The organism is Xanthomonas sp. SI, assembly GCF_014236855.1.
Lineage (GTDB): Bacteria > Pseudomonadota > Gammaproteobacteria > Xanthomonadales > Xanthomonadaceae > Xanthomonas_A.
Window position 1 is genome coordinate 59,627 of sequence record NZ_CP051261.1, and the last position, 21,159, is coordinate 80,785.

Sequence of the window (21,159 nt, forward strand, 5' to 3'; positions counted from 1 at the left end):
ACGCCAAGGAGGGGGCCATGGCGACATTCCCGATGTACCCGCAGTATGTGCCAATCATCAAATGGCAGAAGTACGAGCAACGTGCACTGTTAGAACTGACCGCTGCAGTGATTCCCAGAGCACTTCCATGCGTGGAGGTTCGTAAGTCGGAGCAGCATGCATCCATGCTCGAATGCTTCGCCAAAGTATGGAAGTACCCAGCGTTGGTTGACTACGCCAATCCGGAAGGCGTGCTGACCAAATCACGCCTGAAGGAGCTCAACCAGTTCCTGGCAGTGGCTGGGGGCTCTGGCAAACTGATTACTGCGGTTCTAAACCCCGTCACGGCTGCTCATGACTTCCCAGTCATTTCACCGAATCTGGGTGATCGAAAAATCGCTCTTCGTCTGCGTGTTGCTGAACTGGCGGACCTTGCCAAGGGCATCACAGCGGTGAAGAATTCGCTTTCCGTGCCGGGTTTAGCTGCGAAGGCCGACCGCCTAATCGTCGATCTTGGCCGGACGCCTGCGACCAAGCCAGCTGATCACGCAACCCTGGCAGCGGCCCTTCAGACCCTCAAGCGGCTCGGGTTCGCTAACCTTCATTTATCGTCGGGCTGTTTCCCTGCTTCGCTCGCCCACATTGCAAGTGCCGGTGAAGTTGAACGTAAGGATTGGAAGCTGTGGCATCAAGTGCAGGCGCTGGCGCCACTTACACTAATTGGCTTCTCAGATTACGGTCCGCTTAATCCAGATTGGACTGAAGAGACGCTCAAGCGTCGCGGCAGCCGCGTAGTAATTCGTTATGCGCTGGATGATAAGTGGCGCATCCTACGCGGGACCAACTCGACCAAAGCGGAGTCGATTGCAATCTCCGAAATCCTAGTCAACATGTACCCCACTGAGTACCAGGGTGCCGCCTTCTCATTCGGCGACAAGCTCATCGCAGATCGAGTGGATCCGGCTATTCCGCTAAAGAAGAAAAGCGGCGGCCATCTGCATATCTCCGAGTATTGGACGCATCACATAAGCTACGTGCTTAAAAAGCAGTACTAGTGCAGGGCTGATGCACTGCCCGCACGTGCGAGCAGTGCATCTCGGATGTGCTCCTTTATTTCATCCAGCTCGAATGCTTGTGCAATGTGTTGCTGGATCAAGTACAGACTTTTGCTGCGCCAGCCCTTTAGCTGCCCACCCCTGCGAAGAACTTCCAGCGCCTCCTCCCTATTGAGGATGGAAGCTAGCGAGGAGGCCTTGTGGCGCACGTTCAGGCCGGCTTCGCGCAGGCACTGTAGAGTTCCAGTCTGCGAATCGACTACCATCGCGCCCCACCAAGGCGGTAGAAGCTCCATCGCCTTTGCGACATGGCAAGGAGCCATGACTAAAGTGACTCGGTCAAACACCCAACCGTAGCGGGAGCCTTGGTTGATTAAGCGAGCCAAACTGTCTGCTTCACTCTTGATCTCAAAGCAGTGCATCTGCTCGACCAGCACAAGATCGGCCCGCACCTCGCCACCGTGCAGGCGCAACTCTTCAATCAGGGATACCTGATGGGTATCGGCCTGCTTAGCTAAGTGACCGGCCAGCACCTGTTTGATTTGAAGCTCTCTCATATTTTTGTCGGGCGGCAGTGTACAAGCCGAGCATAGCATGGCTATGCTTATATGCAATTCACTATCCTCCAGTTACATGAAGCGCCTTAAGCACCCTCACACCCTCGCCTCAGAGTTGAGGGAGAAGCTCGCCTCGGAAGGAATTACAGGAAGTTCAGCCATTGCGCGAGCAGCGAAGCTGGGCCAGGCACAGGTGCACCGTAACCTCTTCGGACGGCCAAAAAAAGTCAGCCGAACCATGCGTCAGCTATGCGAATATGCGGATGTAGATGCATACGAAGGCGCCACTGATCCGAGCGAGTCGAAGGTCTTGATGGAGGCGCTGGCTACGGTCTGGGATGGTACTGAGGCCCATGCAAAGCGCTTGGCAAAACTGCTTTTTGCCCATCATCAAGCCCACATGTAACAATCTACCTAGGCCCAACGGAGGCCAAGGATGAACAAGAACACGCCAAGGGTGACGGTCAAGAGTGCCTATGACGCACTCGACGAGGCCGGGTTTCCCAAAAATTTTGTTTCCCGACTTCTGCCCGAGTGGTGGGACAACGCGCTTTTCAAGACGAGCACTGGAGCTATTGAGTTCGCCTCGATTCTCAAGCAGAGACTTGGTCTGAACGTACGTTTTGCAGATAGCGGTGAGCTGGAAGTGCTCGCCCTGAATCGCCCTGCCCGCTACAAAAAGCGCGCTACGACGCAGGAGACGGAGCTCCGGGTCTGCGCGAGCTTGGGCATGGCGCTGGGTAAGCTGGCTTTGTTCTGCATGGACCCGTCAGGCGAGCCCCTCTCCAAGGACCCCTCGATCCTTGGCAAGCAGATACGGGCTGGGAGCGGCACCAAAGCCATCACGTTCCCCGTCCTGTTGGACTTCTGCTGGGGTCTAGGTATCCCGGTTGTGTTCCTAAAAGACCTTCCCCGCGGAAGCAAGCGCGTCACCGGCATGGCGCTGCAGATCGACGGTAACCCGGTAATCGTGCTGGGGTATCAGTCCAACCAGAATGCCCGGCAGTTGTTCGTTCTCGCTCACGAACTGGCACATGTGTGCTTGGGACACGTAGCTAGTACCGGTGCCCTGATCGATGAGGGTATGGATGCCATCACAGATGCGATAGAACGGGAAATGGACCGGCCAGCAGATTCGGAAGAGCACGAAGCCGACCAGTTCGCAATCCGACTGTTGCGCAACGGTCATGCTCGACTCCCATTTGAAGGGCATGGACCCGTATCAGCAGCGCAGCTGACCAACTTGGCAGTGACGACGGGTAAGCATCTTGGTATTGATCCTGGACACATCATTCTCAGCTATGCACGAGAGCATGATGACTGGATGCTTGCCAACCTAGCTTTGGGTTACTTCCCTGATCAAGCCAACGCCATCGAACTTATCAAGCAGCGTTTCATGGCTCACTGCGACGTTGGCCGACTATCTGATGACAACCGGACTTACCTGCTCAATATGCAAGGATTCTAATGGGCGCATCCCACTATCTGATCGACAGCGACGCGGCCAAGGCACTTTGCCAGTACGGATTGATCGAAGATCTGGCCACTGCGCTAGGGCTGACTCTGAGCGACTTCTCCATCTTGGCCCAACTACGCTATCAGCTACATCTAGCAAACCCGGAAAAATCGCTCAAGAAACTCGGCAGCGAGCTGGCAGTAGCCCAAGTAAAACTTCTTGTGGCAGAAGCCAGCGAGGTAGTTGTAATGCTCAAGTCTGCTAACTACGCTTTGCTGGAGGGAACGCCTGACATCGACGGCGGCGAGCTGGCCTTATTTGCGGCAATTTGTGATGACAGCAACGCAAGTCTGATCACCGGCGACAAGCGATCACTGGTTGCGCTATGCAAAGTCGAAGGTGAGATCCAGGAGAGCTTCAGCTGGGCGCAGATTCTTTGCCTGGAAGAGGCAGTCGCGATCTTGGTAGGACACTTTGGTTGGGAGTATGTGTCTAAGCGGGTCCGCCTGCGATTGGATGTGAATAGCGCTATCTCGAACATCTTTGGCAGGTCCGCCCCCGCCGGTGAGACCGCCGTCTCCGAAGGTCTCCAGAGCTATCTCAAAGACCTGCAGATCAATACGGCGGGCAGGTACCAGTCTCCCTATCTGCTGGGTCTGCCCGGCTGACATGGCGTCTAAAGCAAAAATTTGGGCCAGAGTGTAATTTTGTCCCATGTCCGGCACCTAGAAGTGCACTCTGACCCTGAGGTACTCGTCTTCCTCCATCGGGTCTGCTACTACTTCATAGTGCAGCTTAATTTACCCGATGCTCCTATTGCCCTCGGTTTCGTTGGCATCCGCCAGCAAGAACCTCGGGCAAGCCCTAAGGCCATCACCTGTGGCATGCTCGGCTTACGGCGGCAGTGCTGGGGTGCATACGACATCGTTCGCCACCTCCTGGTACCACCGTCTAACAACTCATTCAACCCGACGTCACTTCGCGGCGCGGCTTAATTAAGGGTTAGCTTGCCTATATGAGTATCGACAAACTAAAGGCCGAGTACCAGGCTGGAGCCCTTCAGTGGCAACGCATGCAGGCCACCACTTGCCAACAGCTCGAGCAGCTATTGGCTCAGAACGACGTCATTCTCGGGGTACCACTCGAAGGGCGAGTCAAGTCATGGGACTCCATAGGCGAGAAGCTCGAAAGGAAGAACTTGGCCCTCACTAAACTAATTGAGCTCGACGACCTAGTTGGTGTAAGAGCAATCCTGCTGTTTCATAGCGAGCTGAGTCGCGCAGACGAACTCGTCCGTGCAACATTCGACGTCATCTCTGGCGAAGACACGGGCAATCGATTGACTGAATCTCAATTTGGCTACCAATCTAGGCACTACATCGCACGCCTGCCCCCGGCTTGGCTTGCCATGCCAAGCCTCCGCGATCTAGGTGCTCTCAAAGTTGAAATTCAAGTCCGAACACTTGCACAGCACGTATGGGCAGCAGCGTCGCACAAGCTGCAATACAAGCACGAAGAGAGCGTTCCTCCGCCGTTACGACGCACCATAAATCGAATTTCGGCCCTCCTGGAGACGGTTGATCTTGAGTTCGATCGAGTGCTTGAGGAACGAACGGCATACGTTCAACAGAAAGCGGTCAGACAGGAAGAGGATGAAGCTCTCAACGTCGACAACCTATCCTCACTACTGGACACCCTGCTTCCTCCCAAGAACAAGGGAACCATCGAAAGATATGACCAACTGCTAAGTGACCTGTCTGGGCTGAAAGTCGCCACCATCGCTGACTTAAGGAAGATATGGAGTAAACACGGCGAAACGGCTCTGAAGTCGGACGCCAAAGACGTTGCACGCCGAGCGGGGAAGAACGACTACCAAGGGACTTCCGAAGAACGCATTAAGCGTGGCGTATTCAGAACTCACGTCGGCTTGGTACGACGGGCACTCAAGGAAGAGTTTGGCGACGCATTTCAAGTTAAATACAAGGCACGCAAAGCTCCCGTTGTTAAGCGGAAGGCAAGCTAACCTTTCTATCGAGAGGACGCTTTCCGGCCTTTGGCCCCCCAAGCGCCTCTCATGATAAACGTTAGGCCAGGAGGCTCCGATGAAGATCATCATTCTTCTTGTTTTTGCCTCGTATGTCTTTGCGTTAATGCCTCCGAGCAATCAAAGCCAGGGAAGGACAAGAGTCAAAAAGTATGCTGGGGGGCGGTACTGGCTACTATCTCGAGAGCGGCAAGGAATGCATAGAATTCTAGGTCAGAGTGCAGTTTTCTCTGTACGAGGCACCCTAGAAAGCGCACTCTGGCTCAGATTCTTTAGTCGCTCCGTTCCCCACTTGACATCCCGCCCAGCCAGTAGCAATCTCTAATTCAAGGAGCGTAGAAACTCCTCTAAGAGCGGTACCCACCTCCGACAAACCGGTGGGTTTTTTGTGCCTGATCCTCAGGTGCAACCGACGCGATGCCTACGTCGGGAGGGCGGCTAATACAACACCCCTCGGGGAAATACGCCCGCCGTCTCTTAGCGGTTTCTAACCTCCCGACATCCCGTCGCCGGTCGGCGGCGGGTTTCTGGCCGTCAAGGAGGGCTTCGCCATGCATCCACCGTCATCCCGTCCCGCCCCTGCGCGCAAGCGTGCAACGCACAAGGCAACCTGCTGCCCGAACTGGAGCATCGTCGAGTCCGAGCTGATTCCCATGCTGACGCCCGAACAGGTCGCCGCGGCCGACGCCGCCGATCTCGCCCGCCAGCAACGCGCCCCGCGCAGCACGCGCCCGCCGCAGCACTGCACCGTGGGCTGCGGCCACGCCGCCAACGGCAAGCGCATGCCCGCGCTGCGCCTGGCCGGCCGCTGGATGGAGGAACTGGGCTTCGCTATCGGCAAGAAGCTGCGCGTGCGCGTACGTGACGGCGAGCTGGTGGTGAGCCTAGCCACCAAGGATTGAATCGGTACGCTTCCTGCACCCGACTTGCCTGGATAGTATCTAAGGTACCCTCACCTGCATCCTGGCCGGCCGACGGCGGATGGTACGATCCGGCTCATCCACCCGATCAGATACCTCCTTTAAACCCCTTGGCCCATCGAGGCTTGTACTGCATGAAAACAGCAACCAGGATACTCGTCCTCTGCCTTGCCCTTCTTGTGAACGGGCAAGCACTGGCATATGAAAGCACCGCTCAGGTCATAAAACGTCAAGCGCCCAAAGGCATTACCAATGCGTTCTATGGATGCATTGAAAAAGCAGAATCAGACAATATCGCGCTTGCCGCATGCCAATCTGCGGAGAAGAAGAAACAAGACGCGCGATTGAATGCTGCGTATAAGTCGCTGCTCAGCAAGCTGCGTGATACGTCCAAGGACAACCTGGTTCACGCCGAGCGCGCCTGGCTCGAGCTCCACGGCACCAGCGAGGCCTTTGAGTCGTCACTTTATGGCAGCGAAAGCGTGAGCAGCTTTCAAGTCATGCAGAACGAAATTTTCCGTCTCTGCGAGCGCGCCAACACGCTTGAAGGATATCTGTCTGTCGCAGACGATCGGTAGCCACACCAGACCGCCTCGATCCGGTTGCCCCGACGCGTTCATCACCAAGCTTCCGTGCACAGGTCGCCTGTCATGCAATCGCGAACCCAGCAATACGGCCTGTCTCGTCCAGCCGGACCGTATAGCCGATGAACGCACCCGGGCCGAACTCGACCACATAGCTGTACAGCGTTCCCTTTTCGCCCTGACGCGTGCCCTTGAACACCATGGCGGTCGGTGCGCCATACCAAAGGATGGGGTCAAAGTGCACTTCTAGTTGCAAACGAGCTACGGCGCGGCGGCCTTGACGTCGTACACGACCACGCGCTGCCACAGATGCTCGCAATCGGCGACGAACTGCTTGTGAATGGGATGGACCTGATAGGCGTTCTGTCCGGCGACATCGTCGAAGAACAGGAGTTCCGAGGCGCTGTAGCTGCCATCGACGACGCCGCGCTGCTCGGTCTCCGCCGGCACGCCGATGTGGATGCCGCGCACGGTGTCGATGCCGGCCAACGTTCGCAAACCGGCTAGCAGCTTGGCTAGATCCTCTTTGGAATCCGGATTCCTCAACCAGAAGAACACGTGGTGCACGACCGGTGGGAACGCTGCCTTGTTGGCGGACGTGGACGTGGCCGCGCGGGAGCCGGCGGCCACGACGCCGGCGGCCAAGGCGGTGGCTGCAACGATGAGATCTCGGCGCGTGCGATCGGTCATGATCCAGGCCCTCCAGTTCATATCTGCTGGCCTGTGAGTATAGGATGGCAAGAACGTGCTCAGGTTCACGTGAGAGGAAGTCAGCCTGACACCGCTCCCTGCGTCTATCCTTGACGGCCCACAGCTGGTCGAGGATCGCTCCAATCAATCGCCCATGAGCACCTTCCAATTCCAACCGCGCTGGAAAGAAGAACTGGTCTGCACCGGCCCGGGTGGCGCGTTCGTGCTGGATTTCACGATGGGCGTGCCGACCGTGTTCGCGCCCACCGAGCACGCCTGGGCGCAGAGCGCGCCGGCGTGGGCGCACGCGCTATGGCCGGTGTTCAAGGCCGAGCTGGAGGCCTGGTGCCAGGCGCATGACGTGCAGTTCTTCCTGGACGGAACGGCGAAGTGCTACTGAACGGCGGCTGGAAGCGCCGAAAGCAGGATCCAGATCAGAAGCAACGCAGCAAGCGGACGTTGGCGGCTTGGTATCCTGGCCTGCCACTGCAGCCAAGTTACTAAGCGCGCACACTCATGCTTCGACATTTCGCTTGTCTGTTTGCCTTGCTCCTCGCGGCATCCACTGCTGCGAACGCCCAGTGCCTGCCCGGTCAGCCGTCGGTGGTTCGGCTCACCGGCGTACTTGAGCGCGTTACGTTCGCAGGCCCGCCCAACTACGAGAGTGTCCAGAACGGCGACGCACCCGAAACCTATTTCGTCCTGCGACTGCCGGCGCCGGTATGCGTACTCGATTCGGATCAAAGCGCCATCTCGGCCAACCGCCTGCAACTGTTCTTGGAGCCGGAGCAATACAAGCTGTTCCGGCCTCGGCTCGGCAAGCGCATCACGCTGCCGGGCCAACTGTGGCCAGCTGAAACCGGTCACCACCACACGCCGCTGATGTTTACGCCGGCGCGTGGGAAGACGGACTGACGATCCGTCCAAATCGCCCTAGATACTATCCAGGGCTATTTATATCTTGTCAGCCAACACTGAGGATCCATGGCCACTAGACAAAGCTATGAAGCATCTTGCCTACGCCTGCAGCCGAGCTACTTGGAACCCGGCGATGTTCCGCCCGTTCCCGACCATCTCCCGCAATACGATGACGAGGAGCCAATGGGCGTCAACTTCTTTCGGACGGCGATAGACAGGGAAGATCTCAGCAATCTGACCTTGCCGCGTACGTTCTTTGGTCGCTCCGAGATCAGCAACGTCTCTTTTCAGAACACCGATCTTTCGGAGTCTAACCTTTGCTGGAATGAGTTCATCCAGGTAGATTTTTCATCAGCACGGCTGACGCTGAGTGATCTGCGTGCATCCGTCTTTACCAACACGTCGTTTCAATCTACCGACCTGAGCGGATCGGATCTTCGCCGCTCCTCGTTTGAGAATTGCATCTTTACGGATGCCCTGATGGCCGGCACTGTCCTCACTCTCGCGCAAGGCAAAATTCTGCCGCTGTCGGATCGGCAGCGAGCGGACATTGCCTGGGCAGACACGGACGGGGACGAGCCGGGCGGTGGTTAAAATGAATATGGGGTCGGAGTGCACCTTTCCCTGAGCGACATTTTTGAAAGTGCACTCTGACCCCAGGTTCTTCCTCGCACATGGGCGGCAATCCCTCCGCCGCACAACGCCGCCACGATAGGGGCGTGCGGGTCATTCGCATTCGAAGGCAGCTTCCCGCGCGCGCACGCTACGCGCCGTCGCTGTGCACGTCCTCGCCGCATCAGGCATCCGCTTGTAGATCTGGACCTGACCGGCGGGACCGTACTCGCATACCGCGTACTTTCCGTACGCGTCCGGCCCAGGGAACGTCCACACGGACGTCGAGACCCCGCCTGCTGGCGACGCGCGCTCGTTGTCTGGAACCAATGACGCCTGCTCGCGTGGGTGCCCGGAGAACATGCCCATGGAGAAAAACGGCAGCGGTGCATCGCTCTTGAAGGCCATCTCGCCGCCTTCCGGCAGGTCCGGGCTCTGCAGGGCCGCAGCGGAGACGCGCAGGGTATCGGGGCACTTGAAGGTGTCTTTCGCCAAGGCGTACATGCTGAAAGACGCCAATGCCAGGGCAACCACGCATTGCGCTATTGCGGATAGACGCTTCGGAACCATGTAACTCCCCTTTGCGGTGACGGCCGACTGGCCAGAAAGAAAACGCCAGGACACCTTGTGGATGCGAACCGATGGGCAGACCGGCATTGCGCTCAGTCAGGCGTGGGGCCGCGCCCGTGCCGGCGCGTAGCCAAGGCTTCAAGCGCGCTCCGGACCAAGTATCCACCATGATGTCCCCAGCGAACCTTGCACTCCGTTGACGAGCCGCACCGGCAAAGGTCGCGATGGGGTGGTAATTGACGCTGGCGGCTACGCGACTACAAGCCGTGTTCTACGCCCGACCTCAGCGCCGCGCCGCCGCCCCCCGCCGATACACCCCGCCGAAACTCACGTTCGCGCCGCCGCATTGCAGGTTGTCCGCGACCACCAGCAGGTCGCCGAGCAGCTGCAGACGGACGTTGCAGTCGTCCTCGCTGACCTCGACCCGGTTGCCTTCCGGATAGCCGCGCGCAGTGACGGCGCCCACGTTCGGGCCGCCCGGCCTTTCCTCCGGATCCGGATTGGCGCTGGGCCAATAGGCGTCGCCGTTGACGGTGACGCTGCCGTCGCCGTTGGCGGTCAATTGCAGGCCGTTGTCGCCATCGTGCCAGCGGCCGTTCCAGGCCTGCGGCGTCGGCTCGGCCGCGCTCGGTAACGGCTGCACGCTTTCCTGCGCGACCCAGCCGGCACTGCCGCCGACCTTGTTTGGATAGAACGCGCAGGCAAAGCCGTCGCGCCGCTGGGCCAGCACCACGACATCGCCCTTGACCACGTAGGCGCGCTGCCGGCAGGCGGCCTCGCCCTTGCTCGGGCAACCGTCGCTGTCGTCGAGCAGATACAACCGCGGCACGGCAACCTTGGCGAGCGCGAACCCGGCCGGGCTATTGGCGAACACGCCATTGCGGCAGGTGGCCGCCTCTTCATCGCCCGGCGCAGCGTGCGCCATTGCCGATACCGCCAACAGGGTGAGCAGCCAAACTCCGCGCATCTCGATCGCTCCAAAGGGTGTGGCCGGTAGTGTGGGCCAACGGCGGCGAGCGTGCGCCAGGCGGGCGGGCGATTCGGTGCCGGCTGCGTCGCGAAAGCGCACGACCGAGAAAGGCCTGGCGGTTGCGCCGATGTTCGGACGCAGATGTCGGCCGCCCGCCGCGGCAGCGCTTGGAACGATTGACGCCGGATGACGGCTCGGCGAGGATCGCGCTGGGCCGCGTTGCGGCGGCTCGGTGGTGGCAAGGCGTGACGAATGCGGGGGCATCCCGATCAATCCTCGGCTTCAAATCGATTCCATTTCCACGCCTGCCCACTGGAGATGCCGCAATGCATGTTCTTGCCAGACTCGCCATGGCGCTGGTATGCCTCGCCTTCCCGCTCAAGGCGTATGCGACGTTCTCGATCGCGGCATGCGCCCCGGATGGGTCGTGCGGCGTGGCGGTCGCCACCAACAATCTGGCGGTCGGTGCCAGCGTGATCTATGCCAAGGCCAAGGTCGGCGCACTGGCCACCCAGTACGAAACCAATCCCGCCTACGGCCCAAGAGGACTCGACTTGCTTGCCGCCGGGTTGCCGCCGTCGAAGGTCATGGCTGAGCTGTTGGCGAAGGACGGGAACTTCGACGGAACGACCATCGCGGCGCGCCAAGTCGGCATCGTCGCTGCCGCGGGCGCTTCGACGGCCTACACGGGCGAAGAAGCGGCCGCCTCGGCTTGGGCCGGCGCCCGTCATGGCAAGGGCTACTCGGTCCAGGGAAACGGGCTGGCTTCCGAGCGCGTGCTGACCGCCATGGAGACGGACTTCCTCTCATGTCGCGCGACGTTGGCCAATTGCCTGATGGCCAGCCTGGAAGCGGGCGAGAACGCGGGCGGCCAGACCATCGGAAGGTTGTCGGCCGCGTTGCTGGTCAAAACGCCGGGAGGCGATTGGGAAGATATAGATCTGCGTGTAGACGCGTCGGCGTCTCCGGTTCCGGATCTGCGCCGGCTGCTGGACCGCTACTACGCCCATCAGGCGATGATCAACGCCGAGCACCTGGCCGACCGCGGCAAAATCGCCGAGGCCAAGGTAGCGCTCGCCCAGGCGCTGCACCTGAGTTGGCAGTGGGACCGCATCTGGCGGCGTGCTGCCCGGTTGTCCATGCAACTCGGACAGCCCGAAGACGCCCTCAGCGAACTTGGCGTCTTCGCGGCCGAGAATCCGACGTGGGCGAGGATCGAATTGCAGGATCCGATCTACCAGCCGTTGCACGACAATGCGCTTTTCAAGTCTTGGGCTGGCGCCGCTAGCGATGAGCGACCGAAATGATGGGCCGCTGCCAGTGAAGGGCTGCGCTGCTTCGCGCCATCGCGGGGTCCAGAGGATGGGGTCAGAGTGCACTTTCTTAGTGCACTCTGACCCCCGGTTTAGCAAACCATTGCGTACGCCACAGGCGTCGTTCTGTGCTGCCTGCGGGCACCCACGTAGTGGGGGCGTATTGCCATCGACCACATGAAGACAATCGTTCTGGTGTGCTTTGTCGCGATCGTGTCCGGCTGCCATGGCGTGGGTTCTGCCGACGGGGAAGGCAGCCAGAAACAGGATCGTAGGATTCGGTTGTCGAGATTCTATTGTCCCCAGGCCCAGGGCGTCGGTCCCATCAAGGTTGTTCGCATCGAAGAGCTCATCGCGAACGGCCGCGCCTACGAAGGACGTAATGTCTCCGTGACCGGCTACTACAACCAAGGCTTCGAGCACTCTGCTCTCTATGCGTCCCCCGGGAAAGATCAATTCGCCCGCACGTTCGCTGACGGTATCTGGATCGATGGCATTTCTGCCCCTTCGGACGGCAACGGGCAACATCTTCACGTCACCGGAAGCTTCTCGGAAGCGTCCAAGGGTCACCTGTCGCAATGGTCCGGCTCGATCTGTGCGATGAACGTTGTGCTGCTTGAGCAGGAGGAGCCTTAGGCGCAGTGTGCCTTCCCTGGCATTGGACGTGGCCGGCGTATGCGCTTCCCCGACACCGCCGAAATCTCGCTTCCATGTTGCGAACTCAACGCTGCGCCGCCCTCTCCCGCCAATACACCCCACCGAAGCTGACCTTCGCACCACCGCACTGCAGGTTGTCCGCGACCACCAGCAGGTCGCCAAGCAACTGCAGACGGACCGTGCACTCGTCCTCGCTGACCTCGATCCGGTTGCCGTCCGGATAGCCGCGCGCAGCGACGGCGCCTATATGCGGGCCGCCAGGTACTTGCTCCGGATCCGGGTTGGCGCTGGGCCAGTAGGCATCGCCGGTGACGGTCACGCTGCCGTCGCCATTGGCGGTCAATTGCAGTTCGTTGTCGCCATCGTGCCAGTGGCCGTTCCAGGCCTGCGGCGTCGGCTGGGCCGCGCTCGGCAACGGCTGCACGCTGGCCTGCGCGACCCAGCCGGTGCTGTCGCCGGCCTTGTTGGGATAGAACGCGCAGGCAAAGCCGTCGCGCCGCTGCGCCAGGACCAGGACATCGCCCCTGACCACGTAGGCGTGTTGCCGGCAGGCGGTCTCGCCTTTGTCCGGGCAGCCGTCGCTGCCGTCGAGCAGATACAACCGCGGCACCGCCACCTTGGCGAGCGCGAACCCGGCCTGGCTGTCGGTGAACACGCTAACGCGGCAGGTGTCCGCATCGGCGTCGTCCGGCGCGGCATGCGCCAGTGCCGGTACCGCCAACAGGGGGAGCAGCCAAGCTCTGTGCATCTCGATCACTCCAAGGGTGTGGCGATAGTGTGGGCCAATGGCGGCACACTTGGTGCACGCGACGACCGCGCTCATGCGGTCCAGCGGCACGCCGGCCTGGGGCCTTCAGGCAAGAGACCTGAGAACCTATCGAAAGGTCCGAGCGCCCGCTCCCGTTCGGCGACCGAAGCCCCTACAATCCCGCCCATTCAATCCGCACAGGCACGAGGAAACGTCATGGAAGAAGATCTCGGCGGCATCGACAAGGAACACGGCCATCCCCGCGCACTCCAGATCATTCCGGACGAATTCTTCTGGGATTGCACGGACGAGCTTGCTCCGTTCGGCTCCGACGAAGGAGACACCGCCCTTCACGAGTACCGCGAATGGCGCAAGCAACATCCGGGTGAACCGCTCGAGGCATGCATCATCTGGACGATCGAGTCGGTCGGGGAGATGGAGGCCTCCGACTATTCGGACGCCATCTTCAACGAGTCCACGGTGCGCGAGCAGATCGAAGATCCCGATTTCGACGATCAGCAGTACATCTTCACCACCGACGTTTCGGTGCTGGCGACGGCATTCGGCCAGCTCGCCGATGAGGGCACGATCGATGCTTCGGCCAAGCCTTTCGCGGTACGCGCGCTCAAGCGCCAAGCGGTCTGGGCCAGGCTCCAGGCCGATTGGGAGTACACGGACGAATACCTCCACAAGCTTTCACGGCTGCAGGCAGCGCTGGATGCTGCCTGACGCCATGCCGGCCTAGGCCGCTGCGGCTCGGCCAACCTCACACATCGCAGCGAACGCATAGCCCATGACGACCGACGAGACCTGCCTTGCCGCCCGAAAGACGATGGCCAGCATGCGCGACCGCATCGACGGCGATGCGACGCTCAAGCTGACGCTGGAAGGGATGATCGCCGTCGAAGAGGCGCATTTCCCAGATCGGACAACATATGAGGCGATGGCGCATATCGAGGAGTGCGCAGCGTGCCAGCGGTGGAGCGCCAGTTGGATGGATGCCCAGTTTCCCGAGCGCGTGACGCATCGCGAACGGCAGAGCAAGTACTGCTGCATCCACATGTTCTCAGCTGCGACCCATCCCGACGCTGAGGTGCGATTCGCGTTCGAGATGTTCAGGGGCGAGGATGCATGCTGGTCGATCAATGAGCAGTATGCATTTGCGCGATTCTGTCCATGGTGCGGCCAGGAGCTGCCCAACCGAGCCTTCGAACCGGAGCCGATTGCATGAGCACTTCCCATCCCGTCCATGCCCTCACCGTGATCTACGCCCGGGACATCGAGCGGGTCGCCGAGTTCTACAGGAACACGCTCTCGCTCGTGCTTGTGGAACAGGACGACGCATTCGTGGTGGTGGGCAATCCCCACTACGAAATCGCGGTGGTCCGCATGGCGAGCGACAGGGCACCCGCTCCCGCACCTGGGCCGCTCCACGTGAGAACCGCAACGCCAATTAAATGCTCGTTCCTGGTGGAGAGCCTGGAGCATGCCCGGTCCGCCGCCGAGTCCAGCGGCGGCGCCTTCAAGCCGCTCGCATCCGCGTGGCGCTGGCGCGATCAACTGCATTTGGATGGCCATGATCCGGAAGGCAATGTCGTGCAGGTGCGCGTCATCGCGACCTGACGATTTGCAGGGCGAGAAGCAGTGGGGCAGCATGCCATGCCATCGTGGGGGGATGCGTCCATAATCGTGGTAATCCGTATGCAGCGCTGACAAGTTTTTCTCGGCCAAGGCATCAGCAACACGGTGATGCCCTTGTCCTACTTAGGCTTGCTGTCGTAAGTGGCTGTCCAGTACAGGATATTCTTGAGACCGCTCAATGAGATTAGGCAATGCGCTTAGCCAGCCAGCCGTGTGCCAACACTTAACTCCGGATTGAGCAACATGCAGCGACGCCTTCCTCTCCTTGGAGCAGCAACCCTCACGGCATGCGCTGCAGGATTTCTGCTGTTCGGCTATTCCCCGGCGCCCTGCGCTTGCGAGACGCCATGGCAACTTGTGTACGCCGCGTCTGGGCTGCCATTCGATCAGCCCTACACGGCCTATAGCGCACAGCAGGTGGAGCAAGGCCTGAACCGCCATCTTGCAGGATCAGCCGTGCTCGGTTCGGACGACTACTTCTTCGACGCTTGCAAAGAAACGGCTTCGCAGCATCTTCGGTGTGTCGTAGGCACGGAGCAATCGGTGCTGAGGCAATCAGGCTTCGTCATCGATATGGACGCGGACGCGCACGGAGGATTCGACCATGCCCATGTGACATCCTATTCCACGTGGCGGTAGACGACTTTTCCGGGCGATAGAGTCCAGTGCCAGAACGCCATCCATCCTCAGTCGAAAGGAGAGACCATGCGTGCGCTTGCAGGGACGTTTCTGGTATCGGCCGCACGTCTCCCGTTATCCACGGCATCGAGCCTGTCGTCGATGTCGCCACGCGCGAGGATCCGGTTCGAAGGCACGCCGCCCGATGGTTGGGGTGGATGATATCTACCACTCGACAACACAAGCAGTCACATGCCACGAAAGCGCGCATTGGCGGAAGCAGAGGCCGGAAAGCTCATTTCCTCCATCCAGAAGGAATGGGGAAAAGACACCGGGACCGCACAGGCCAAAATTTCCGAACACGTCATTGAATCCGCGCACACGCTGCTGCAGGCTGCGCATGGCGATCGTCTGGAAGAGGCGCTCGGGGGCAGGTCGGTCGTGGACTACTTGGGTGCGCTTTGGGTAAAGCGTCATCCGTCCGTGCTTCCCGCGATATATGCACTCGAGGCGGCGCGTTTCAAACGGTCATAGAAGATGGCCACGCCGAGTTCAGCAACCCCTTTTCGCAGAAAAACCTATTCAACAGCAGGCGAATGACCAATGCAGGCTCGGACAAAAACGCTGTGGAGCGCGCTGGGATGGAGTCTGATCGTCCTGGCCACTGCACTGGGGCTGCTAGCGACCTATTGGTGCTGGATTCTCAGGGATGGTCTCGGACCTGATGCGGTAGAGTCGACCGGTTATGCCGCCGTGGTCGCTGCGGCAACCGGCGGATGGCATCTGCTGGTGCCTGGACTGGTTGTCGGATGTGGGGGCATCCTGTGCTTGTGTAGAAGAGCGCCCTGAGATTGAATTGAAGTGGGCCGCTTCGCCGCTCCAAAAGGCAGGACCGACGCCTCTCAGTCGAGCCTGGCCGTAACGTAACCATGATCCAAAACCACGCTGGGTTTGCAGTTCCGAACTTCATCCCAAGCCGCTTCCACTTTGCGGATCGGCCCGCACCAGGCGTAACGTTCATGCTGATCAATCGCGGTCGCGCAGTGACTTATGGCCTCGTCGCCATCCTTGGCATCATGGCCCTGCAAGCTTTCAATAGCTTCGCCTGCTATCGGCACGGCTTGCGGGAATTTCTTGCCGCATTGGGGATGTTCCTGCTCGTTCCCTTGCTGCCGCCGATCATCGCGCTGGCGACGGCCAATCCGTTGCGGGCAGCCGGCGGCTGCCTTCTGTTTGCGCCATGGCTGGGGCTGGCGTACTACAGCGACTGCGTGCGCCCATACACCGGCGGTGGGGCGTCGATGATCTATGTCGCGGTCCTTTTCTGGGGGACGCCGAGCTCGATCCTTGGCGTGCTCGTGACCGGTCCCATCACGCGTATGCTTGGAATTTCCGTGGCGGACGCAGGCGCGAACGCACGCTAGCTCCTCGAGGTTTCGTATGTCGGACACCTTTACGCAGGTCGTCAAGCATCCACCGGCATGTCGCTAGGCGCACAGGCGCCTGAAGCCGCCGTTTCCCGGCAACGCGCAGCGGTCATGCAGCTCCCGTATCCTTGCCCGCCTCTGCCGTCCACGGATACACCCCATGTCGCTGCGCACCGTGTTCTTGTTCGCCTGCCTGTCGCTAGGCGCGGCGCCGTTGGCGCAGGCGCAGCCGCACTGCCTGCCCTATGGCCCGATCAAGGTCACGCTGTCCGGCAAGCTGGAGCCGCACGCAAAGCCAGCGACGGCCAGTGCAGCTGCTGCGGCCGACGCTGGCGGCGAGGTGCTGGTGCTGCCGACGCCGGTCTGCGTGGCGGCCTCGCCTGCCGGACAGGCGCCGCGCCATGAGGATGTGCGCCGCCTGCGCTTGGTGCTCAGCAAGGAGCAGGCGGCGCACCTGGAAGAAGAAGGCGTCGGGCAGATCGTGCGCGTCACCGGCATGTTGTCGGAAGCCGCAGCCGGCCAGGGAGCTCCTGCGTTGTTGCTGACGGTGGTGGGCATCGATAGCGACTGAGCCGTTTGCTCATCCGTTGCATGCGATCGCGCAAACCGCCCGGTCTTCGGCGTTCGCTGCTGCTCGGGCACGGGCGCATCGGGAGCCGCTAGGGATGCTGCGCCCGCGCATCCGACACGCCAGGGATCGGTGTGGCCTCGGGAAACGCTGGGCGCAACAGGTCCACGCCCTCCTGCGGCTTTGCCAGCGTGGTGAGGTCCTTGCGATTGGCGCGCAGCTCGGCGGCGCTGTGTGCGGCGACCTGGTCGCGGCGTGCCTGCAGCGACGGCTGCAGCTCGCCGTCGCGGTTGAACGACCAGGCCAGCATCGCCTCGCCGACCGGCATCGCGTCGCCGGGACCGGCGCCGTCGCGGGTATGCCAGGTGTGCCACGTCTTGCCGTAGCTATTCATCTTGCTCCGCATCAGTTCCTTTTCCGCCACAAGCGGCAAGCCGGGCGCAGACAGCTGGCCGGACAGGATTTCGCCGTTGTGCGGGTGCCAGTAGCCGCGTTCTTCGGGCGGCAGGCGCTGGAACAGGGTTTCGGAAATGATGTACTCCACGCCGGTCAGGTTGGCTTGGGCGCTGTCGCCGTCGAACAGGGCGCATTGCGCGAAGTCCTGGTTGACCTGGCGGCAGAAGTGGTGCGCTTCCATCTGCTGGTGCGGGTGCTCCTTCATCGGATGGAAGCCGACCAGGTGGATGTCGAGTTTGGCCAGCGGGCCGTTGCCCTGCAGCGCCTTGGCGCCGGCTTCGAGCATGTCTGTCTTGGCGGTTTCTTCGGCGCCGGGCGGGTGTGTGGCCGGGCCGGTGTGGTCGCGCGAGCAGGCGGCGAGGGCGAGCAGCAGTGGGGCCAACAGGGTGGTGCGCATGCGGGGTCTCCAGCGAGGCGGCACGAGCGTGTACGGCCCGAGGATCGGCGGGCGTGGGTGAAACGTCCGTCGCCGCCGTGTCGTCGCCAGGTTGCGAGCGCGTCCAGAGACCGTAAGAACACGCGTGCTGCGGCCGTGCCGGCCACACCGCGTCGATGCCGCTGAGCCGGCCGCCTTGCAACCGGGATGCAACACAGATGACATATCGTGCCGCGCTACGCCATCCAATGGCGGGCCGTCGCGCAAGCCGAACGGAATCGTCATCCAGCCCAAAGGAAGTGCCATGTTGCTGCATCCCTCTCTTTCCGCGTGCCGCCTGGCCGCGCGTTCGTCGCGCCTGCCTGGCGCGCTGGTCCGCAACCGCCTGGCACAGGCCTGCGCTGGTCTGTTGCTGGCGTCGATCGCCACTGCGGCTACCGCGCAGGAGATGGCACCGTCGCTGGCCGGTAGCGAGCAGCAGGCCATGCGCGGCGCCGCGGCCGGCGATGCGGCGACCTCGCTGGACACCGTCACAGTCACCGCCGAGCACCGCGAGCAGAACCTGCAGGAGGTGCCGGTGTCGGTGGGCGTGGTGCAGGGCGATGCGATGCGCAACTACACCGCCGGCGGCGACGACACGCTGCTGGCGCTGTCCGGCCGCGTGCCCAGCTTCTATGCCGAGACCACCACCGGCCGCATCTTCCCGCGCTTCTACATCCGCGGCCTGGGCAACATCGATTTCTACCTCGGCGCTTCGCAGCCGGTGTCGATCATCCAGGACGACGTGGTGCTGGAGCACGTGGTGCTGAAGTCCAATCCGGTCTACGACCTGGACCAGGTGGAAGTGCTGCGCGGTCCGCAGGGCTCGCTGTTCGGCCGCAACACCACCGCCGGCATCGTCAAGTTCGACAGCATCAAGCCCAGTGACGACTACAGCGGCCGGCTCAGCGCCAGCTACGGCAGCTACGGCACCACCTCGCTCGACGGCGGCTTCGGCGGGCCGATCAACGACGTGCTGTCGTTCCGCGTGTCGGCGTTGTACCAGCACCGCGACGATTGGGTGGACAACACCTACAGCGGCCCCAGCGCCGACGGCACGGTGACGCCGAAGAAGGATGCGATGGGCGGCTACGACGACCGCAACGCGCGCTTGCAGCTGCTGCTCAAGCCGAGCGAGAACTTCTCGCTGCTGGCCTCGGCGCATACCCGCGACTACGACGGTACCTCCACGCTGTTCCTGCGCAATGCGGTCACCAAGGGCTCCAACAAGGTCGACGTGCCGCGCGACCAGGTCGCCTACGACGAGGCGCACGACAATCCGCAGGCGTACAAGACCCACGGCGGTTCGCTCAAGGCGGTGTACGACTTCGGCGGCGTGTCGCTGACCTCGATCAGCGCCTACGAGACCACCTCCGGCTACAGCCGCGGCGATACCGACGGCGGCGCGGCGGCGAACTATCCGGTCAACGGTGTGGCCAACGGCTACGGCCAGTCGATGGGCCAGGTGCGCGATCTGGACCAGTACACGCAGGAGCTGCGCCTGGCCAGCGAAGGCGACGCGCCGTTGCAGTGGCAGGCCGGCGCGTTCTACTTCGACGGCAAGGACACCACCGATTTCTACCAGCGCGCCTACTTCCTGCAGACTGCCGCGCGCAATCCGAACAATTGGGTGCGCCTGCGCAACAGCAACACTTCGTGGGCCGGTTTCGGCCAGTTGACCTACAAGGCCACCGACGCGCTGACCCTGACCGCGGGCGTGCGCCAGACCCGCGACAGCAAGGAAACCAAGCTGCTCAAGACCGCCGACACCGCCGCTGGCGTGGTCACCTACCGCGGCCGCCGCGACGTGCGCATGGCCGACACCCAGCCGAGCTGGGATTTCAGCGCGATGTACGCGATCGACGACAACGTCAGCGTGTACGCGAAGGTCGCCCGCGGCTTCCGCGGCCCCACCATCCAGGGCCGCTCGGCGGTGTTCAACTCCGACTTCACCACCGCCGATTCGGAGACGATCCTGTCGTGGGAAGCGGGCATCAAGAGCAGCCTGTTCGACAACCGCCTGCGCCTGAACGTCACCGGCTTCACCTACACGGTCGACGACATCCAACTCAACGGCAACGACTCCAACGGCAACGGCGTGCTGTTCAATGCGGACAAGGCCAAGGCCTACGGCATGGAAGCCGATCTGGACTGGCGCCCGATCCCGAACCTGTCGCTGAGCGCTGGCCTGAGCCTGCTGCACAGCGAGATCCAGGACAAGCGCGTGTATGCGCAGGTGTGCGCGCTGAATGGCGTGGTGGTGTGCACGGTGAACGATCCGACGATCAAGCTCGGCGCCAACACCTTCGCCCAGATCGACGGCAATCCGCTGCCGAATGCGCCCACCTACAACGTGAACCTGGCCGCGCGCTACGACATCCCGGTCGCCGATGGCGGCGCGTTCTTCGTCGCCACCGACTGGAACAAGCAGGGCAAGACCAGCTTCGTGCTGTACGACTCGACCGAGTTCAATTCCAAGGGCAGCTTCGAAGGCGGCCTGAAGCTGGGCTACAGCGGCGACTACGGCGCGTGGGAAGTGGCGGCGTTCGCGCGCAACATCACCAACGAGAAGAACCTCAAGGGCGTGATCGAGAACTACATGGCGGCGGTGTACAACGAACCGCGCATCGTCGGTCTGTCGGTCGACGTGCATTGGCATTGAGCCGCGCAACGCCGGCGCTGCTGTAACGCGGTTCCGGTTCGCTCGGGTGGCTAGCGGTCGCGACGGCGCTGACGGGCTGCGCCGTCGCGACGGCTTGTGTAGGAGCGGCTTCAGCCGCGACAGGATCTATCGATAACGCCTGTCGCGGCTGAAGCCGCTCCTACAAAGGCCGCTCCGTCGTGGAGAGTCGGAGAACCCATGCCGAAGATCCGCCATGGCAGCCCTTGATACACCGCACAAATTTGTGGCCGCCCTCTTCACACTCTGTTAAAGTCCGCGCCCAGCGCTGCCGAGCCCGG

The 21,159-nt window shown here is 61.6% G+C and carries 27 protein-coding genes; 20 read left to right on the top strand and 7 right to left on the bottom strand.

Features of this window, described 5'->3' with window-relative positions; all coding sequences use genetic code 11:
• The first annotated feature begins 17 nt into the window (after positions 1 to 17).
• Positions 18 to 1,034, top strand: a complete 1,017-nt coding sequence (locus HEP75_RS00260) for a hypothetical protein (RefSeq protein ID WP_185825018.1) — start codon at positions 18 to 20, stop codon at positions 1,032 to 1,034.
• On the opposite strand, the gene HEP75_RS00265 is transcribed toward HEP75_RS00260, so the two are convergent.
• Entirely contained in the window at positions 1,031 to 1,591 is a 561-nt protein-coding gene (locus tag HEP75_RS00265; protein WP_185825019.1) for a sce7726 family protein, read from the bottom strand. The genes HEP75_RS00260 and HEP75_RS00265 overlap by 4 nt on opposite strands.
• A 76-nt stretch (positions 1,592 to 1,667) precedes the next feature.
• On the opposite strand from HEP75_RS00265, the gene HEP75_RS00270 reads away from it, so the two are divergent.
• From HEP75_RS00270 to HEP75_RS00295, 6 genes are all read left to right on the top strand, one after another.
• Positions 1,668 to 1,997: a hypothetical protein gene (locus HEP75_RS00270; RefSeq protein WP_185825020.1), complete on the top strand. Its 330-nt coding sequence runs from the start codon at positions 1,668 to 1,670 to the stop codon at positions 1,995 to 1,997.
• A 30-nt stretch (positions 1,998 to 2,027) separates the two neighbouring features.
• A complete protein-coding gene (locus HEP75_RS00275) occupies positions 2,028 to 3,059 on the top strand; it encodes an ImmA/IrrE family metallo-endopeptidase (protein WP_185825021.1) in 1,032 nt (343 codons plus the stop codon).
• The gene (locus tag HEP75_RS00280; protein ID WP_185825022.1) at positions 3,059 to 3,715 is read left to right on the top strand and encodes a hypothetical protein; all 657 of its coding nucleotides are present in this window, start codon (positions 3,059 to 3,061) and stop codon (positions 3,713 to 3,715) included. The genes HEP75_RS00275 and HEP75_RS00280 overlap by 1 nt, the downstream gene beginning before the upstream one ends.
• 347 nt (positions 3,716 to 4,062) lie before the next feature.
• Positions 4,063 to 5,070: a RelA/SpoT domain-containing protein gene (locus tag HEP75_RS00285; protein WP_185825023.1), complete on the top strand. Its 1,008-nt coding sequence runs from the start codon at positions 4,063 to 4,065 to the stop codon at positions 5,068 to 5,070.
• Positions 5,071 to 5,744: 674 nt separating this feature from the next.
• On the top strand, positions 5,745 to 5,993 hold the full coding sequence (locus HEP75_RS00290) for a SymE family type I addiction module toxin (RefSeq protein ID WP_345776771.1): 249 nt from the start codon (positions 5,745 to 5,747) through the stop codon (positions 5,991 to 5,993).
• Between the two features lie 152 nt (positions 5,994 to 6,145).
• The gene (locus HEP75_RS00295) at positions 6,146 to 6,589 is read left to right on the top strand and encodes a lysozyme inhibitor LprI family protein (RefSeq protein ID WP_185825025.1); all 444 of its coding nucleotides are present in this window, start codon (positions 6,146 to 6,148) and stop codon (positions 6,587 to 6,589) included.
• Between the two features lie 70 nt (positions 6,590 to 6,659).
• Here the strand turns inward: HEP75_RS00295 and HEP75_RS00300 are convergent, their stop codons facing one another.
• Complete coding sequence (locus HEP75_RS00300; protein ID WP_185825026.1) at positions 6,660 to 6,839, bottom strand: hypothetical protein; 180 nt, start codon at positions 6,837 to 6,839, stop codon at positions 6,660 to 6,662.
• Between the two features lie 17 nt (positions 6,840 to 6,856).
• The gene (locus HEP75_RS00305; RefSeq protein WP_185825027.1) at positions 6,857 to 7,285 is read right to left on the bottom strand and encodes a Dabb family protein; all 429 of its coding nucleotides are present in this window, start codon (positions 7,283 to 7,285) and stop codon (positions 6,857 to 6,859) included.
• Between the two features lie 154 nt (positions 7,286 to 7,439).
• Here HEP75_RS00305 and HEP75_RS00310 point away from each other — a divergent pair, with 154 nt between their 5' ends.
• The 3 genes from HEP75_RS00310 (at position 7,440) to HEP75_RS00320 (ending at position 8,797) form a co-directional block, all read left to right on the top strand.
• Positions 7,440 to 7,685, top strand: a complete 246-nt coding sequence (locus tag HEP75_RS00310; protein WP_185814687.1) for a hypothetical protein — start codon at positions 7,440 to 7,442, stop codon at positions 7,683 to 7,685.
• A 116-nt stretch (positions 7,686 to 7,801) separates the two neighbouring features.
• On the top strand, positions 7,802 to 8,200 hold the full coding sequence (locus HEP75_RS00315; protein WP_185825028.1) for a DUF4431 domain-containing protein: 399 nt from the start codon (positions 7,802 to 7,804) through the stop codon (positions 8,198 to 8,200).
• 186 nt (positions 8,201 to 8,386) lie between these two features.
• Positions 8,387 to 8,797, top strand: coding sequence for a pentapeptide repeat-containing protein (locus HEP75_RS00320; protein WP_221899292.1), 411 nt, complete (start codon positions 8,387 to 8,389; stop codon positions 8,795 to 8,797).
• 132 nt (positions 8,798 to 8,929) lie between these two features.
• On the opposite strand, the gene HEP75_RS00325 is transcribed toward HEP75_RS00320, so the two are convergent.
• Complete coding sequence (locus HEP75_RS00325; RefSeq protein WP_221899293.1) at positions 8,930 to 9,310, bottom strand: STY0301 family protein; 381 nt, start codon at positions 9,308 to 9,310, stop codon at positions 8,930 to 8,932.
• Between the two features lie 358 nt (positions 9,311 to 9,668).
• Entirely contained in the window at positions 9,669 to 10,352 is a 684-nt protein-coding gene (locus HEP75_RS00330) for a hypothetical protein (RefSeq protein WP_185821685.1), read from the bottom strand.
• A gap of 329 nt (positions 10,353 to 10,681) precedes the next feature.
• On the opposite strand from HEP75_RS00330, the gene HEP75_RS00335 reads away from it, so the two are divergent.
• Together HEP75_RS00335 and HEP75_RS00340 are read left to right on the top strand one after the other, a co-directional pair.
• Positions 10,682 to 11,662: a DUF1028 domain-containing protein gene (locus HEP75_RS00335; protein WP_255423945.1), complete on the top strand. Its 981-nt coding sequence runs from the start codon at positions 10,682 to 10,684 to the stop codon at positions 11,660 to 11,662.
• Between the two features lie 183 nt (positions 11,663 to 11,845).
• Positions 11,846 to 12,304, top strand: a complete 459-nt coding sequence (locus tag HEP75_RS00340) for a hypothetical protein (RefSeq protein ID WP_185821686.1) — start codon at positions 11,846 to 11,848, stop codon at positions 12,302 to 12,304.
• An 85-nt stretch (positions 12,305 to 12,389) separates the two neighbouring features.
• Here HEP75_RS00340 and HEP75_RS00345 read toward each other — a convergent pair whose 3' ends face one another.
• Complete coding sequence (locus tag HEP75_RS00345; protein ID WP_185825031.1) at positions 12,390 to 13,073, bottom strand: hypothetical protein; 684 nt, start codon at positions 13,071 to 13,073, stop codon at positions 12,390 to 12,392.
• A 216-nt stretch (positions 13,074 to 13,289) separates the two neighbouring features.
• On the opposite strand from HEP75_RS00345, the gene HEP75_RS00350 reads away from it, so the two are divergent.
• From HEP75_RS00350 to HEP75_RS00380, 7 genes are all read left to right on the top strand, one after another.
• Positions 13,290 to 13,802: a hypothetical protein gene (locus tag HEP75_RS00350; protein ID WP_185821688.1), complete on the top strand. Its 513-nt coding sequence runs from the start codon at positions 13,290 to 13,292 to the stop codon at positions 13,800 to 13,802.
• A gap of 64 nt (positions 13,803 to 13,866) precedes the next feature.
• Positions 13,867 to 14,304, top strand: a complete 438-nt coding sequence (locus HEP75_RS00355; RefSeq protein WP_185823558.1) for a hypothetical protein — start codon at positions 13,867 to 13,869, stop codon at positions 14,302 to 14,304.
• Positions 14,301 to 14,696, top strand: a complete 396-nt coding sequence (locus HEP75_RS00360) for a VOC family protein (protein ID WP_185825032.1) — start codon at positions 14,301 to 14,303, stop codon at positions 14,694 to 14,696. The genes HEP75_RS00355 and HEP75_RS00360 overlap by 4 nt, the downstream gene beginning before the upstream one ends.
• A 261-nt stretch (positions 14,697 to 14,957) precedes the next feature.
• Positions 14,958 to 15,353 carry a hypothetical protein gene (locus HEP75_RS00365; protein ID WP_185821690.1) on the top strand — a complete coding sequence of 132 codons (396 nt, stop codon included), beginning with the start codon at positions 14,958 to 14,960 and terminating at the stop codon, positions 15,351 to 15,353.
• Positions 15,354 to 15,584: 231 nt separating this feature from the next.
• Entirely contained in the window at positions 15,585 to 15,866 is a 282-nt protein-coding gene (locus tag HEP75_RS00370) for a hypothetical protein (protein WP_185825033.1), read from the top strand.
• Between the two features lie 485 nt (positions 15,867 to 16,351).
• Positions 16,352 to 16,756, top strand: coding sequence for a Na+:solute symporter (locus HEP75_RS00375; RefSeq protein WP_185814696.1), 405 nt, complete (start codon positions 16,352 to 16,354; stop codon positions 16,754 to 16,756).
• A 163-nt stretch (positions 16,757 to 16,919) separates the two neighbouring features.
• Positions 16,920 to 17,330 carry a hypothetical protein gene (locus HEP75_RS00380; protein WP_185825034.1) on the top strand — a complete coding sequence of 137 codons (411 nt, stop codon included), beginning with the start codon at positions 16,920 to 16,922 and terminating at the stop codon, positions 17,328 to 17,330.
• Between the two features lie 88 nt (positions 17,331 to 17,418).
• Here HEP75_RS00380 and HEP75_RS00385 read toward each other — a convergent pair whose 3' ends face one another.
• A complete protein-coding gene (locus tag HEP75_RS00385; protein ID WP_185825035.1) occupies positions 17,419 to 18,180 on the bottom strand; it encodes an OBAP family protein in 762 nt (253 codons plus the stop codon).
• Positions 18,181 to 18,463: 283 nt separating this feature from the next.
• Between HEP75_RS00385 and HEP75_RS00390 the strand changes: the two genes are divergently transcribed.
• Positions 18,464 to 20,860: a TonB-dependent receptor gene (locus HEP75_RS00390; RefSeq protein ID WP_185825036.1), complete on the top strand. Its 2,397-nt coding sequence runs from the start codon at positions 18,464 to 18,466 to the stop codon at positions 20,858 to 20,860.
• Positions 20,861 to 21,159: the final 299 nt, after the last annotated feature.